Here is a 14,285-nt window from a genome sequence, read left to right on the forward strand (position 1 = left end):
TTCGGGGTTTTCTCTTGTTCAGGTATCCATCACCGAAATCCATCAAAACGGACTTCCATCAGATACCCTGTTCTGAATATATAATACTTCTCTCATCCAGACTATACTGTCGGTCCCGGAATCACACCGGATCATGCCTCATGGCTCACGGACTTAAGGTTTCCCTAACACCGTCGGTGGAGAATTGCACTCACCCCCGAAGATCTATCATCATATGCAGTTGTCTCTTAAAAACGACTATATTGTATTCCATATGCCAACGGAATGCAACTGTTTTTTATGATGTATTTTACCGATAAATTTTAAAGCTGTGAATTGAACAGGCTCTTTATCTTGTAGATAATATCATCACTGTCCGCATTTATAGATGCCGCCTCATTTATTCCTGAGAGCTTTGCAAGCTCATCCGTGTCAGCATCTCCGCCGTAACCTATCGTGTATACAGGTATGTTCGACTGTCTGAGCGCACTTGTTATCTCATCCATGGAATATCCCACATTGGCATATCCATCGCTGAGAAGGAACAGCATACACTTTGCATCCGGGTGCTCTGCCTTTGCATCGGTTATCATCTTCATCGCAACCACAACGGCATCATACGAAGCCGTTCCGCCTGAAGCCATCAGATTGTTGACCGATCCTTGGAAATATGATCTCTGGTTCAGGTCAAACTGGGCGATCGGAACCTCCACTGTAACTGAGCTTGAGTAGCTGACAAGCCCAACATAATTGTTGTCATTGATATACTGCGCACCGTTTGTCAGACTGTTCTTGAGCTGGTTCATAGGATCTCCGTCCATGGAACCGCTGCAGTCCGCAACAAACACCGCGATGATGTCCTTGCCGTTATCCTTTGTCTTCTTGTATGTCTTGAGTCCCTGTGTGACCTGTGCACCGGAGAATTCTTCCGCCGCAGTATAATCATCGTTGGCATTGAAGCCCTTCTTTGTCGCGATCGTCTGCATATCATCACTCTTGCAGTAATCCACAACGAGCTGTATGGCCTCAAGCTCTGATGCAGACTTTCCCGACTTGTTACATATGTATACAGGATTGTCATGTCTCACGCCAAATGCAATGAAATCATACATTGACACGAGATTGCTGTCATTGATATATGCCTGATACTCTGACAGCATAGCATCGAGTGTTCCGTTTGATGCACTATCTCTCATCTGCTGTGTTGTATATGCAACGTATGGTATGTTTGAGTTAAACTTTGTAAAGTTATCCTCTCCGTCCTGAAGCAGCGTGAGCAGGAGGTTAAGTCCTGTGGCACTTGTCTGTGGGTTCGTGTATCCCATGGTGATCTTGTTATCCTGAACGGCCTTTATGGCATCGGCAGCAGTAGTGTAACCGCTGTCCTTCTTCACAAGGATTCCCGCTGTATTTCCAACCAGCCTGTCCGCGTAAAGCTCAAGGCTGCCACTGTTCGATATCGCATACTCTCCGAACAGGGTGTTGCTCGGGGTGTACAGATCCGGGAGATATTTGCCGGAAATGATATAGTCAGCGGCTGTACCGGATGGCACTGATCTCACACTCATCGATACCGACTTGCCGTCCGCTGTCTTCACACCAGAACCGTTGAAGGAATTTGCAACATCTATAAGCCATGAGTCGTTGTCCTTTCCCGCCTTCTCACCTGATGTAAATATCTCTATATCTATGTCTCCATTACCCTCAACTGCCAGTGGATATTTGTCTATCTCAGGCAGCTCCGCATACAGATCCGGAGTGTCCAGAGTGACCGTACCCTTTACAGGGGTCGCTTCATTTACATCGAGATCTGCATATAACTCATCAAGAGTCATATCCGATCTTGATGATCCTCCATTTCCACCGCCTGCTATGTTGATAACCTTCCTGCCGACTATTCCGATAATGACCGCGATCATCGCAATTATCACCAGCACTCCGACTACCACTAATCCTTTTGTCCTCTTATCCATTTCTTCCTCCTTTTACATTCCCTGACTGTGGACATCCTGCCCCATGCCATTCATGCACTCTATGACATCATCCACATATTTCATATCCAGCGAGCTCAGGTTGGTGTCAATATCAACCATCTTCTCCACCAGAATATTGAACTTTCTCACCAGCTCGTCGCCCTGTCTGCACAGATTGTCGAGGTATACCGGCTGGGGTCTCGTGTAATAATCGTATGTCTGTATAAAGCCTATGGCACTGTCCATGTTGCTCTGTGCCTGCTGCTTTATATCCTCGTACAGATTGCGGACACCACTGCCCTCCTCCACATTCTCCTGGAAGTATTCCTCCCTGGACATTATGCTCTCATACTGTCTGTTGAGTCTCTCTATCTGTGCATCAAACAAATGTCCCCTAGCACTGTCCTTGAGCTTCTCCGTCGAGCGTCTTCCCTTGAGTATATGTACATTTGCTGTTATGGTGAATGTCAGCCACACTACACTGATCGCAACACCTATAGCTATTCCCACCATACTGTCAGCCAGCACAAACATCACTATTGCCAGTATGAACATTATCAACCCTATGATATTGACCGCTATCAATCCCATCGTTTTTCCTCCTAAAGTCAATATATATCACACCGCATCTGCATGTTCATTGTCTCTCTGCAATACGCTGAGCCTTTGTTTTGCAGCATCGGTGACCATAAGTCCCGAAAAGTCAGCAAATTCCTTCTTCTCATTTCTTATGAGCATGACCGCAAACTCCCTGTCCGTCTCCTCCGCGCAGGACAGCAGTTCATGGTAATCCACCGGCCTATCCTCATATATTCGAAGCGCAACAGCCTCCGGCACAACAATAAACGTCATGGACGTGTGCGTCTTATCCGCTATGTATATCTCCGCCTTGTCCGCAAATTTTGCAAATTCCTCCGCCTGAGTCTGAAAGCCTCCACTCTGAAGCTCCGCCAATATCCTGTCTCTGTCCTCCATGAGACTGTCGAGATACAGATAGCCCTTCAGCAACAGGAGTCCCATAAGTCCATCTGACATATTGAAGTCAAGTATACAGCCATGTCCCTCGTCACTGTCCGTCAGTACATGACACACGCACTCCGCTATATCCTCATCGCTGAGTCCGCTGTATTTATACGCCTGCTCAATCCCATCATTTGTTATGAGCACGGTCTCTACATTTCCCCTTACAGACTTTTTCCTCCTGATGCTCTCAACAGGACGTGCAGCTATCTTGAACGCCTTCAGCGCATTTACAGCATCATCTATGCTCTTCTTCCCTGATATAGAGGTCTCAAACCGTCCCTGATCCGTAGCTGCCGCCTGCACATTCCTGTATATCCTTTGTACAGAGATCTTATTTCTCCTCATTATCGCACTTAAAATGTCAATATCTGACTTCTGACCGGCCAGATATCTCTGAAGCTCCGCTCTGAGCTTTCTCCTGAAATCAAGCTCGTACTCAGTGTTGGTTATATCCGTTCCTGAATACCACCGTTTCTCCAGATATTTGTAATTATCCGGATCCCTCAATCTGTCCAGCGCACTGTTCTTCAGACTGTTCACACCTTCCTCATCGGTCTCCAGCTCACAGGCAAGTTCCGGCACACTGCATCTGTCATGTCTGTAGCCATAGAGCTTATCTATCACTATCTTCTCCCTATAATTCAGTTTGTCTATGAGTTCATCGAACATCCGCCTGCACATACCATCCTGTGAATAGGACAGCGTATCCGCCTGCACCCCAAATACAGAACTGTACAGTGCTTCATACGAACTGATAACATCCAGCATATATTTATTATTTTCTTTTCTTAGAACATACGCCCTGTGCAATATCCCACACCTCATTCTATATAAGTTCTTAATCCAATATGCAAACCGACATACATATCTGATATGCCCATCATCATTTTTACTTATATCTGAACTTAATCATTTTCATTATACATGTTTTGCCACAAATTAAAAACATAAAAGTGACGGGATATGGTATTTTATTATTTTATTAAGTGTTTATACAACTGTCTGTCCACCTGTGGTATAATGAATCGACAACAAACTGGGAGGATATCTATGATCAGATTTTTGCCGGATGAATACTATTCATCCACATACAAGATAGATTTCAAAAAGTATTACGACATGGGATACAGAGGTATACTGTTCGACATAGACAACACTCTTGTGAGACATAATGAGCCGGCCACATCCAGAGCGATCCAGCTCATGGAACAGCTCAAGGCCATGGGCTTCAAGGTATGTCTGGTATCCAACAACAAGGAGCCAAGGGTTGCCGCTTTCAACAAAAAGATGAAGGTGAATTACATATTCAAAGCCGGCAAACCATCGAAAAAGGGCTACATCCGTGCCATGAACGAGATAGGCTGCAACATAGACAACACGATTGCCGTGGGCGACCAGATCTACACTGACATCATCGGAAGTGCCAGCCTTGGCATACACACTATCCTTGTCAAGCCTATAGACACAAGCCACGAGGAGATACAGATCACCCTCAAGAGGATCATTGAAAAACCATTTATTTTCTACTTCAGGAAAAAGCATGGCATGGTAAGATAATTTCTGTTATTCATAACGCAACACAAAAGGCCGTATTCGCATATCTGTCTGATATGTGAATACAGCCTTTTATTAAATATCTCAGTAACATATACGTTCTGTCATGATGTTACACATCTGTGTGATCCACAGAACGTATGTTAGTCGTTGTACACCTTCTTGAACTCTGTGTATCCCTCTGACTCCAGCATGTTTATCTGCTGCTTCATGTTCTTTCTCATCATCTGGATAGTCACTGTCTTACCTGCCTGGCGAAGTTCCTTTGCCTCCTTGAAGATCTCAAGCTTCTTGTCCAGTGTCACATCCTTGTGAATGAGGATAGCCACGTTGTCAGAATCTATCTTGTATCCATTCTCAAGCTTGTCCTTGAGGATGGTGATTATTCTCTCAAAACCTATTGAAAATCCTGTTGCAGGAACATCCTGTCCACAGAAGTTTCCAACCATCTTGTCATATCTTCCGCCGCCGGCGATGGAGAAGTTGTAGTCATCTATTGTAACCTCAAAAATAGGTCCTGTGTAATATCCCATACCTCTCACAAGAGTAGGGTCAAATACGATCTTTACGCCATCTGCAACCATGGTCTTTGCACTTGATATGATCTCGTCCATATTGGTTATAACCTTTGGATCAAGGCACTCAGCGTCTATGTCCTTACAGAACTCAGCGCAGCTCATATCTCCAAGGTTCTGGTATATCTCAAGATACTTGTCCACCATCTCTGCGTCGTATCCGTTCTCTGTGAGCTCTGCTCTTATGCCATCCAGACCTATCTTGTCATACTTGTCAAGGCTGATGAGTATGGAAGCAATGTCTTCCTCTGCAAATCCCGCATTCTTCGCAGCACCACGAAGTATCTGTCTGTCGTTGATGTGGATAGTAAAATCTGTTATTCCCACCTCAGAGAATATTCTTGAGAGCATATCGGATGTGGCTGCCACAAGCTCTATCTCCGCAAGGTTTGTATTGTCACCAAGTATATCTATATCGCACTGGGTGAACATTCTGAATCGTCCCTTCTGGGGCTGATCCGCACGGAATACAGGTCCGATCTGGAGTGCCTTGAACGGGCTTGGAAGCTGTTCCTTGTTGTTCGCATAATATCTTGAGAGTGGAAGTGTCAGATCATATCTGAGTCCGCTGTCTGCCAGCTCTCCCTTACCTGCATCGATGGCTCTCGCAAGGTCTGCGCCTCTCTTCATCACCTTGAAGATAAGCTTCTCATTGTCACCACCCTGCTTGCTTGTAAGATTCTCTATATGTTCCATAACAGGAGTCTCTATCTGTGTAAATCCAAATCTGGAATAACTTGTCTTGATCATTGAAAGCACATGCTCTCTAAGCCTCATATCAGCCGGAAGCTGATCACACATACCTTTTACCGGTGTCTTGATGAATTTTGCCATTTCTAATCCTCCTGATCTTACATCTTTATTAAATCCAACCTATTCTAGCATATACAACTATATTTTTCCACCCTTAAAAAGAACACCGGAACAAACTTGTAGTTTGTTCCGGTGCTTTTCACATAATATATTGATATTTTTAATTGTCCTGTAATATCAGATTACTTGAGAAGATCATAGTTGAGCTTCTTGATAACAAGGAAGGCCTTGTTTCTGAGTTCCTCACCTGAGAATTCATCAAGCTGTACATTCATATCCCAGTTGTACTTCATGAGTGTATTCATAAGATCCTCAATGTAATCCTTTACATACTTGACGTTGCTCTCACTCTTATCCTTGAGCTGGACAACTATATTGTCTATAGCCTCGATGATTCCTGACTCCTGCTTCTCCGGTGCCTGTCCTGACTCATCGTTGAGCTCTATAACCTTACCTGTCTTGGTTATGATGACCTTCTTGTTAGGAGCTGCAGCAGCCTTGCTCTTCTTGTTGATCATATGGTTGATACACTTGATCAGACATGCTACAGAGTATGTCATCTCCTCGTTTGATGGCTTGTCTATTCCCTTGAGAGTGTGCTGATGGTACAGGTACTCTGACTTGCACAGCATCTCCTCAACAATAGCTACCTTACACAGTGATACCAGATCAGCCGGCATAGCCTGCTGCTTCTTACCGAAGAGACCACCGCCACCCTGCTCATTGTCCTCCTTATACTTCTCAGGAAGGGCTGTTCTGACATATGTATCGTGCAGGTACTTCTTGGCTGTGTTGATATCGTAGCTTGATGCAAGAACCATCTTCTTGGTACTGTTGAGTCCGTTAACGACCATATCCTCAGCAGCCATGAACAGAAGGATCTTCTGTCTGTTGTCAAGCATTGAGTAAACCTCTCTGTTCTTGTTGTTCTTCTCAACAATTGACTTCTTTCTGACATCAAATACCTTTACCTTCTCCTTTACACTGAAGAATGCCTTCAGCATTGAAGGGTTAGCGTTCAGGAAGTTGCAGCACCATGTGAGCTCTATGTACTGATCCTCGATCTTATTTGATACCTCATACAGGCTGTATCCCTCAAACAGTACGTTGAGTGCCTTGGAGAGGATCTCCAGACTCTCATACTTCTCCTCGTATGACTTCTGTGTTATATCAGAGTTAACATATGCCTTGATTCCGCACTCTATGAAGAGCTTGTTGTACTCATATGCTCCCTCAGGAATGTTCTGACGTCCGCTGAGCTGTGCTCCTGAACCAAGTGTCTGAAGTACCTTCTTGACCTCCGGCTCATTCTCGATAGCCTGATATACCTTCTTGGTAAATGCGCAGGTCTCATTCAGCAGTGAATCGATCCTCTTGTTGTATACCTCCTGCTTGGAGATCTCTGAAGCCACCTTGCTGCTGAGGATCTTTGCTGCCTCTGTGCTTGTGACATTCTTGATGAGCTCCTTGAAGTTGGAGTATACTGACAGGTTATCTATAGGTATGTACTCTGCGTTCAGTCCGTAGAACTGGAATGCCTTCTCATACTGCTTGTTCGCAATGTAGATAGAGAAGAGGTTGATAGATAACTGTATCTTGTAATCGTTAGGTGCATGTGCATCCTCAATGACGTAATCATAAAGTACCTCGAGGTTGTTGATATATGAATCAGATCCTATGTCTTTGGCTGAGATATCCATCTCCATAACCACATTGATCAAATCCAGGTATCCGAGCAGAGCCTTGTCAAAGTTCTTTGGTCTGTCATCATCCTCAAGTATCTGGTATGAAATGTTGATGAGAAGTGGAGCGATCTTATCCCCGATCAGTCTCATGCACTCCGGGATTTTCTCAAGCTGTAAGAGATACAGCAGCCATACACTGTAACGATAAACACCTGTAGCTGATACAGGCGCATCTATATCGGCAGGGTCAATATCACCATATACAAATCTGAATAAAGGCTCTATCCACTCTTCGATCGCATAGTGTCCGGTCGCCTTTATATTGAAGTCTACAAACTCTGCAAGCTCATACAGCTTTGTACACTGAGCACGAACCTCGTCATCCACTGTCATGGTCGACAGATCAAAATTAGAATCCTTCAGGCTGTCTATAACCAATGTATAGAATCCGTCCTCAACCTGATCATTCAGATAACGAATAAGTGTTCCTTTATTACTGGATGCCGCTATTGATAATGCGTTATCCCCTGCCTGTCCTATATTTGCTGGTAACATAATATGTCTACCTCCTTTTGTTTTCGTATGTCTGGCTTACGAATATTCTTGTATTATTCCCCTCAAATCACTACTCCAAATATAACATATTTGGTAAAATCATTCAACAAAGTTTTTGGTTATTACTGATAACTGTCATTGTGCATAATTACCCAAAAATTATAGCACTAAAAAAATCGCATTTTTTGTGCATTTTTACTGTTATGCCAGATAATGCCAAATTTCATCATCAGTCGAGTCCTGCCATGTGAAGTATCGCCATGGCATTTGTCGTGGTACACCTGCCATCCTTCTTCTTATAGTCGAATTTCAACTGGTCTCCCTCGTAATATTCCTCGAAATGATAGTTCGCAGCAGGTGTTCCGTCCTCCGCCTTGAGATCACACAGCTCAAAATCGTGTGTCGATACCAGTGTCATTGAACCCGCTCCCGCAAGCTTTCTGATGACCTGTGTTGCTCCCACTATTCTGTCAGCAGAATTTGTTCCCTTGAATATCTCATCTATAAGACAGAGCATAGGTCTATTCTCTTTTCTGTACTCAACCATCGTCTTTATCCTGAGTATCTCTGCATAGAACGTTGATATTCCATTGCTGACATCATCGGTCACCCTCATGGATGTGAATATCTTCATCCTGTCAGCCTCCATATAGCCCGCACACACTGGAGCGCCCGCATATGCAAGCACCAAATTTATACCCAGTGTTCTGAGGAAAGTCGTCTTTCCAGACATATTACTTCCGGTTATTATCGTGGCACCGCCCTTGAAGTCCGCGTCATTTGCCACGACTGTATCAGGGCTTATCAGAGGATGTCTCATATCCCTGGCGGTGACATGCACTCTGGCATTTGCGCCGACCTGTGGATAGCTCACTTCCCTCGTTCTTGAAAGGACAGCAAATGACATGAGTTCCTCCATATCAGAGACAGCCTTTATCCAGCCCTCAACGCTCTGTCCATTCTTCTGTTTCCATTTGTCCATCATCCTGCCTATGTGGAAGTCCCACATTATAAGTCCACACAGTATCTGATGAACTATAGGATTGTATCTGATATTGAACGCAGCACTTATCGTCCTCAGTTTTCTTATAGCCGCCAGGGCACCAGAGTCATTTGACAGATGCGACTTGATGTCATTTAAAAGTTCACTGTCGAAATTCTCCCCGGAGATCAGCTCGAACATTCTTATATAGTCCTCTATCACATAGCCAAATGAGATCATCGGCATGACAGCCTGACCCGCAACTCCGCCAAAAAGCCAGGAGAACAAAAGCACAACAAAGAATGAGACAAGCGTCCAGCCTATGTTTATCTCACCCATTATTCCAAGTATAAATGCCACCAGTGTTATCGCCGGCAGTAAAAATCTCAATATGTTGAACACCGCAGGTATATGGTCATCGCCATTGCAGTATGCCACAAATTCATCCGCGGTATATTTCTTCTTTTTGCCCATACCGGTCTTCACGCCGAGGGTCTCAAAATCCATCGAGAACTCTCTCTTTGAAGTGAGCTCTTTTATCGCCTCCTGGCGCTTCTCTATGTCTGCTATATCGTATTTCGGATCGCGTATACTCTCGGCGAGAGCCCTTTTTCCCTCCTCGGTTCCCGCAACACAGATAAACTGATACAGAGAGCTCTGTCCAAGAAGGTCCATATCCCTTGCAACCAGATCGTCATCGCCGAGATACTGCGCACCGTTATCCTCAAACTTCTTCCAGCCGTCGCCAAATCTCTCAATATACCTCCTGAGCACCTCCGACTTGGCTTTCTTATATTCCAGCTCCTCACTGAGCTTTCCATGGATAAACACCATTGCGACAAATGCCACAGCGGCCATTATTCCCAGGATCAGCACTGTCACTCTGTTGTCATATATGCCTATTATCAGCCCTGCCAGAGCTGCAAGGAACATCACAAATCTAACCCCTGAATACGTTGCAGACTTCCCCTCAAGCGCCTTGATGTCCTTCTCCAAAATGTCCCTTTCGTCCTTGTATTCGTTCATGTTATCGTCCTTTCATAAAAAACAATATATTTACTTTTTGTCCGGCTTGTCCTTCTTCTTATATGACATCACACCGTTCTCTGATACATCTATCATGTCCGGCTTGACAACGAGCACGATACCCATTACCCCAAATACCACACACAACACGATGCATATTATTCCGATCACCTTATACGATGTAAATGCGAGCATGCCAACTCCCACTGCCAGTGTGAGTGCCGCACATAGAAAATAGTTCTTCTGAAGTGCCTTTATCGCCTGTTCTTCTTTGTTGTAATCCTGTCCACTATTATTCATGTTCCATTTTACCTCCATATATCCATTCCATTATAGATGAATATATCATACACGGTATATCATTCGCAAATATTAATTCCTGTGAATCAATCCACCACACTTATTGCATTTGACACGAATACATATTAAAATAAATGGACAGGTTATATTCTATGGGAAGGAGATTTTTATCATGAACAAATTGACAAAAATGGCGCTCACTCTTGCCGCTGCAGGAAGTGTCTGCTACTTATTCAAAGACAAGATCAAGACAACGAAAGCTTACCAGACAGTTGAGAACAATGATACTGTAAAGAAGGCAAAAGCCACAGCTACAGATACTTACCACAAAGTAAAGGACTCCGAGACAGTCAAAAAGATCAAGGACTCTGAAACATACCACAAGGTAAAGGACTCTGAGACAGTCCAGAAGGCAAAGGATACGATCAAGGATACCTACAATAAAGTAAAAGATTCCGAGACAGTCCAGAAAGCAAAGAATACAGTATCCGACACATATGACAAGCTCAAGGACAAGGTTAAGGAAAAAGCTGCTTCCACCGAAGATGGCGACCGTGAATATTTCACACTTCACGAAGACACCACCGGCGCAGAAGAAACCACATCCGAAGAAGCCGCAACCGAGGATGCTGTAACCCCGGAAGCCACAGCGGATATTCCGGATGAGACAACCGCAAAGGCCGTAACCGAGACCGTAGCTGAGGCTGAGGATGTTCTCGCCGAGGCAACCGGCGCCGTTGCAAATGCCGCTGACGCCGAGACCTCAGAGGTAATCGGCGATGAGTACATGGGACTTTCAGATGTATCTGAGGATCCATCAGTGCTCTCCGATCAGGACAAGCTTGACGTATAGTCTGCACAGTATAATAGGCAAAACAAAAACAGTATATGCGATCCGTTTGATAACGAACCGCATATACTGTTTTATTTTTTCCCTGAATCTCTCAGATATGACAATGCTTCATCTATGGCAGCCTCCGTCTTGAAGTCCTGCTCATATGTCACACCGTCCACATCCACCATGAGTAGTTTGTATATCTTTTTGTCTGCCGGCCCTATATTCGCCGATGTTCTGAGCTTCTTGAACGTCTCTATGGTGCTGAGTTCCACCACATCCGTGTGCCAGGTTCCGTGATATACCAGATATTTGTCTGTTATGGCTATGCCATCCTGATCATAGTAGAGATTGTATCTGAGCTGTTCATCTATATCCCTGACAGTATTCCTGTCTGCCTTTCCGCCCGATACGACCTGCATTCCTGACACCTTCCATGGACAGCACACACCGTATATACATCTGACTATATTATATAAAGCCCACAAAACGGTCAACACAAGAACCAGCAGCATCATATTATAATAAATTCTCGGGAAATCCACCTCACTTATTATGAGTGGGTATACCTTACTCTCAAGCTGCTTTGATGGTATTCCCATGTCCTGTGCAAGTCCGTCAACTATAGATGTATACACATCCTCCGCCGAGACCACTCTGCCTCTCAGCGTATAATTCAGCAGTACATCCTCATTGCTCCTGATTAGCAGGATGGCATACCTGCCATCCTGCTGACAGTAGTAATATCTGCCCTGTCTCTCGGAGTCCACAAAATAATCGTATCCGATATAATCCGCCCGATCCACGGTTATCGTCACATCCCTGTCGTTTGGATTCGCTCTGGACTCTATATCAGCTATGCTCCTGTATGTCCTGCTCCTTATCCTGTCCGGCAGACTGAAATGCCACGCCATGATGATCATGCATCCCACCATGATCAGTGATAGAATGATCCCGGGTATTCTGTTTTTTAGAATATAACTTTCAAACTTCCTGTTCTTCATAATATGTCTTTCCCGCGTACGGTCAGATTTTTAGAAATGGCTTCCGCCACCGCCATGACCACCGCCACCGCCTGATCCACCAGAACCTCCTGAGCTGCTCTGGATAGTCACGCTGGTTACTTCCTTACGTATAAATATATCTCTTCTGTCAAGCTCCTTGGCATTTCCATCGCTGTATGTAGAAGCTGTTGTGGTATCTTTTCCTGCTTTCTTCGACAGATTCACGATGCAGAATGCGATGGCTGCTCCCAGAGATACAAGGAAGCATATAAATGGTGACAGGAACTTTAATCCTCCTGTGCTGCTCTTCATAGCCGTCTCTGTTCTTGACATCATTCTCTCAAATGCTCCAAGAGTATCCGATCTGAGTATCTTTCCACCGTATTCCGTTATGGATGTCGCCTTGGAATCACTTATTCTCTTCTTCGCCTTGCCGGCTGTGCACAGATAAACATATCCATCGTTCTCCTGCCAGTTGGCAACTATAACTACGCTTGTGCTGGCATCCCTGCCGTCAAGATATGTTCCTGCAGGCCACTCTTCCCAGCCGAATCTGTAATAATCACAGATCTTCTCTGCTATATCCTTTGTGTTAGACTCTATGTCATATGAAACTGCATCGGCATCATATTCTGACAGATCTGTGTACTGATCCATGGTAACGACAACAAAGTCCATACCCACTTTATCTTCCAGTTCTGCTATCTCCCCGCGGAGAGTCTCCTCCTCCGAATCAGACAGCTTATCTGCATAGTCAAACACTCTCTCATTTGTCTTACATTCTGTATTATTTCTGGCGTCATGCTTGAGATTGGCATTTGATTTCACAAAGTATCCTATAAAGAACACTATTCCAAGTCCAAGTACCACGAGCATTGCCACGATAAATTTCTTTACTGCATTCATTTACAACACCCCCAATAACATAGACAAGCCATCAAGCAATACAAATGCTGCGCCAAACAAAAGTGCGGTAAGTCCAACTGCCTTACTCATGCTCTTCGGCTCTGTTCCGACACATTTTCCAGTCTGTCCGTTGACATAGAACTTATAGTTTTTGCCCTGGAAACGGTACTCATATACCCACACCGGCATGAGTCCGAACTTTGTTCCCGTGAGTCTGTTGTTGTTCCTGAATCTCTCATTTGTAAGTGATGAATATCCGGTTGTGGTGCTTCTCACCCAATCTCTGTTTGCCTTCTCTGCCTTTGCCTGAGCCCTCGGCTCCACCTCATTCGGCGGCATATTGTAAGTCTCCGCATCGAATCCCGAGAGGTACTTGTTGTCATGCTGCATGAGCTCTTTGTAGTTGTACGGCTCCATGAGATCCATGATTCCATCCTCCATGGCTATAGATGCATCAACCGGTATGCCCTCATAATTCACATGCAGTCTTCTTCCGACATCAAAATATGAAGTCTCTGTATATCTCTTGTCCCCAGACGTCCATGATCTGATCTTTGTTCCTATGGCCTCATAAGCCACATCCGAATCATAATCGTACATCCAAAATGGGACATACACTCCCTTAAGCGCCTCAAGCGTCTTCTGTGAGAGGAATGTTCCCGGTATAAATAGCTTTTTACCAAATTCATTCCTCAGCTTCTCCTCAGCCTCATGCTTTGATATCTTAAATGGAAGTATCACATCAGCCCCATACGGATAATTTACTTTGTCATCCCTGAGCAGATATGTTCCACATGAAGGACATCTTCCCGCAGACTGATACTCAGTGTAAGGTATCTGCGAACCACAGTTTATACATATTACAGGCTCCTGTGACGGAACCAGCTCCTGACAGTCGCTCCCTCCGCAACTGAGGCACACCATCTTTTTCTTTGCAGGATCGTACACTACGTTACCCCCACAATTTACACAACGATACAGCAAGTTATCTTCCCCCTGTCCTTTTTTATCGTTTTTCCTTCCAAACTTCCTACGCTATCTCTCAGCGTACTTGCGCTTATTATAGCATAGTAAG

At 44.6% G+C, this 14,285-nt stretch carries 12 protein-coding genes and 1 riboswitch; of the genes, 2 read left to right on the forward strand and 10 right to left on the reverse strand.

Annotation, left to right across the window (positions count from 1 at the left end):
* Nucleotides 1-80: 80 nt before the first annotated feature.
* Nucleotides 81-208, reverse strand: a riboswitch (FMN riboswitch).
* Nucleotides 209-302: 94 nt separating this feature from the next.
* The 3 genes from DWX57_RS11105 to DWX57_RS11115 are packed head-to-tail and all read right to left on the reverse strand — an operon-like array spanning nucleotide 303 to nucleotide 3,785.
* Entirely contained in the window at nucleotides 303-1,952 is a 1,650-nt protein-coding gene (locus DWX57_RS11105; protein WP_120124242.1) for a vWA domain-containing protein, read from the reverse strand.
* Between the two features lie 12 nt (nucleotides 1,953-1,964).
* On the reverse strand, nucleotides 1,965-2,543 hold the full coding sequence (locus tag DWX57_RS11110) for a hypothetical protein (RefSeq protein ID WP_120124244.1): 579 nt from the start codon (nucleotides 2,541-2,543) through the stop codon (nucleotides 1,965-1,967).
* Between the two features lie 27 nt (nucleotides 2,544-2,570).
* Complete coding sequence (locus DWX57_RS11115) at nucleotides 2,571-3,785, reverse strand: hypothetical protein (protein ID WP_243106226.1); 1,215 nt, start codon at nucleotides 3,783-3,785, stop codon at nucleotides 2,571-2,573.
* 240 nt (nucleotides 3,786-4,025) lie between these two features.
* Here DWX57_RS11115 and DWX57_RS11120 point away from each other — a divergent pair, with 240 nt between their 5' ends.
* Entirely contained in the window at nucleotides 4,026-4,532 is a 507-nt protein-coding gene (locus DWX57_RS11120; protein WP_015533916.1) for a YqeG family HAD IIIA-type phosphatase, read from the forward strand.
* A gap of 140 nt (nucleotides 4,533-4,672) precedes the next feature.
* Here DWX57_RS11120 and hisS read toward each other — a convergent pair whose 3' ends face one another.
* The 4 genes from hisS to DWX57_RS11140 form a co-directional block, all read right to left on the reverse strand.
* The gene (gene hisS / locus DWX57_RS11125; protein ID WP_117549277.1) at nucleotides 4,673-5,938 is read right to left on the reverse strand and encodes a histidine--tRNA ligase; all 1,266 of its coding nucleotides are present in this window, start codon (nucleotides 5,936-5,938) and stop codon (nucleotides 4,673-4,675) included.
* Between the two features lie 161 nt (nucleotides 5,939-6,099).
* Nucleotides 6,100-8,157, reverse strand: coding sequence for a hypothetical protein (locus tag DWX57_RS11130; protein WP_117549279.1), 2,058 nt, complete (start codon nucleotides 8,155-8,157; stop codon nucleotides 6,100-6,102).
* 229 nt (nucleotides 8,158-8,386) lie between these two features.
* The gene (locus tag DWX57_RS11135; RefSeq protein ID WP_117549281.1) at nucleotides 8,387-10,165 is read right to left on the reverse strand and encodes a MutS-related protein; all 1,779 of its coding nucleotides are present in this window, start codon (nucleotides 10,163-10,165) and stop codon (nucleotides 8,387-8,389) included.
* Nucleotides 10,166-10,195: 30 nt separating this feature from the next.
* The gene (locus tag DWX57_RS11140; RefSeq protein ID WP_117549283.1) at nucleotides 10,196-10,465 is read right to left on the reverse strand and encodes a hypothetical protein; all 270 of its coding nucleotides are present in this window, start codon (nucleotides 10,463-10,465) and stop codon (nucleotides 10,196-10,198) included.
* A gap of 172 nt (nucleotides 10,466-10,637) precedes the next feature.
* Here DWX57_RS11140 and DWX57_RS11145 point away from each other — a divergent pair, with 172 nt between their 5' ends.
* Nucleotides 10,638-11,318 carry a hypothetical protein gene (locus tag DWX57_RS11145; RefSeq protein ID WP_117549285.1) on the forward strand — a complete coding sequence of 227 codons (681 nt, stop codon included), beginning with the start codon at nucleotides 10,638-10,640 and terminating at the stop codon, nucleotides 11,316-11,318.
* 71 nt (nucleotides 11,319-11,389) lie between these two features.
* On the opposite strand, the gene DWX57_RS11150 is transcribed toward DWX57_RS11145, so the two are convergent.
* From DWX57_RS11150 to DWX57_RS11160, 3 genes are read right to left on the reverse strand one after another with little or no spacing between them, the layout of a single operon-like run.
* Nucleotides 11,390-12,304 carry a hypothetical protein gene (locus tag DWX57_RS11150; protein ID WP_133300886.1) on the reverse strand — a complete coding sequence of 305 codons (915 nt, stop codon included), beginning with the start codon at nucleotides 12,302-12,304 and terminating at the stop codon, nucleotides 11,390-11,392.
* Nucleotides 12,305-12,334: 30 nt separating this feature from the next.
* Entirely contained in the window at nucleotides 12,335-13,210 is an 876-nt protein-coding gene (locus tag DWX57_RS11155) for a TPM domain-containing protein (protein WP_117875037.1), read from the reverse strand.
* The gene (locus DWX57_RS11160) at nucleotides 13,211-14,158 is read right to left on the reverse strand and encodes a hypothetical protein (RefSeq protein WP_207666522.1); all 948 of its coding nucleotides are present in this window, start codon (nucleotides 14,156-14,158) and stop codon (nucleotides 13,211-13,213) included.
* Nucleotides 14,159-14,285: the final 127 nt, after the last annotated feature.

Origin of the sequence: Coprococcus sp. AF19-8AC, assembly GCF_003603115.1 — a bacterium.
In the GTDB taxonomy this organism is placed as follows: Bacteria; Bacillota; Clostridia; order Lachnospirales; family Lachnospiraceae; genus Coprococcus; species Coprococcus aceti.

Excerpts from the sequence above, each read along its gene's own strand:
- DWX57_RS11105 (WP_120124242.1), bottom strand. The coding sequence starts at position 1,952 with ATGGATAAGAGGACAAAAGGATTAGTGGTAGTCGGAGTGCTGGTGATA.
- DWX57_RS11110 (WP_120124244.1), bottom strand. The coding sequence starts at position 2,543 with ATGGGATTGATAGCGGTCAATATCATAGGGTTGATAATGTTCATACTG.
- DWX57_RS11120 (WP_015533916.1), top strand. The coding sequence starts at position 4,026 with ATGATCAGATTTTTGCCGGATGAATACTATTCATCCACATACAAGATA.
- hisS (WP_117549277.1), bottom strand. The coding sequence starts at position 5,938 with ATGGCAAAATTCATCAAGACACCGGTAAAAGGTATGTGTGATCAGCTT.
- DWX57_RS11130 (WP_117549279.1), bottom strand. The coding sequence starts at position 8,157 with ATGTTACCAGCAAATATAGGACAGGCAGGGGATAACGCATTATCAATA.
- DWX57_RS11135 (WP_117549281.1), bottom strand. The coding sequence starts at position 10,165 with ATGAACGAATACAAGGACGAAAGGGACATTTTGGAGAAGGACATCAAG.
- DWX57_RS11140 (WP_117549283.1), bottom strand. The coding sequence starts at position 10,465 with ATGAATAATAGTGGACAGGATTACAACAAAGAAGAACAGGCGATAAAG.
- DWX57_RS11145 (WP_117549285.1), top strand. The coding sequence starts at position 10,638 with ATGAACAAATTGACAAAAATGGCGCTCACTCTTGCCGCTGCAGGAAGT.
- DWX57_RS11150 (WP_133300886.1), bottom strand. The coding sequence starts at position 12,304 with ATGAAGAACAGGAAGTTTGAAAGTTATATTCTAAAAAACAGAATACCC.
- DWX57_RS11155 (WP_117875037.1), bottom strand. The coding sequence starts at position 13,210 with ATGAATGCAGTAAAGAAATTTATCGTGGCAATGCTCGTGGTACTTGGA.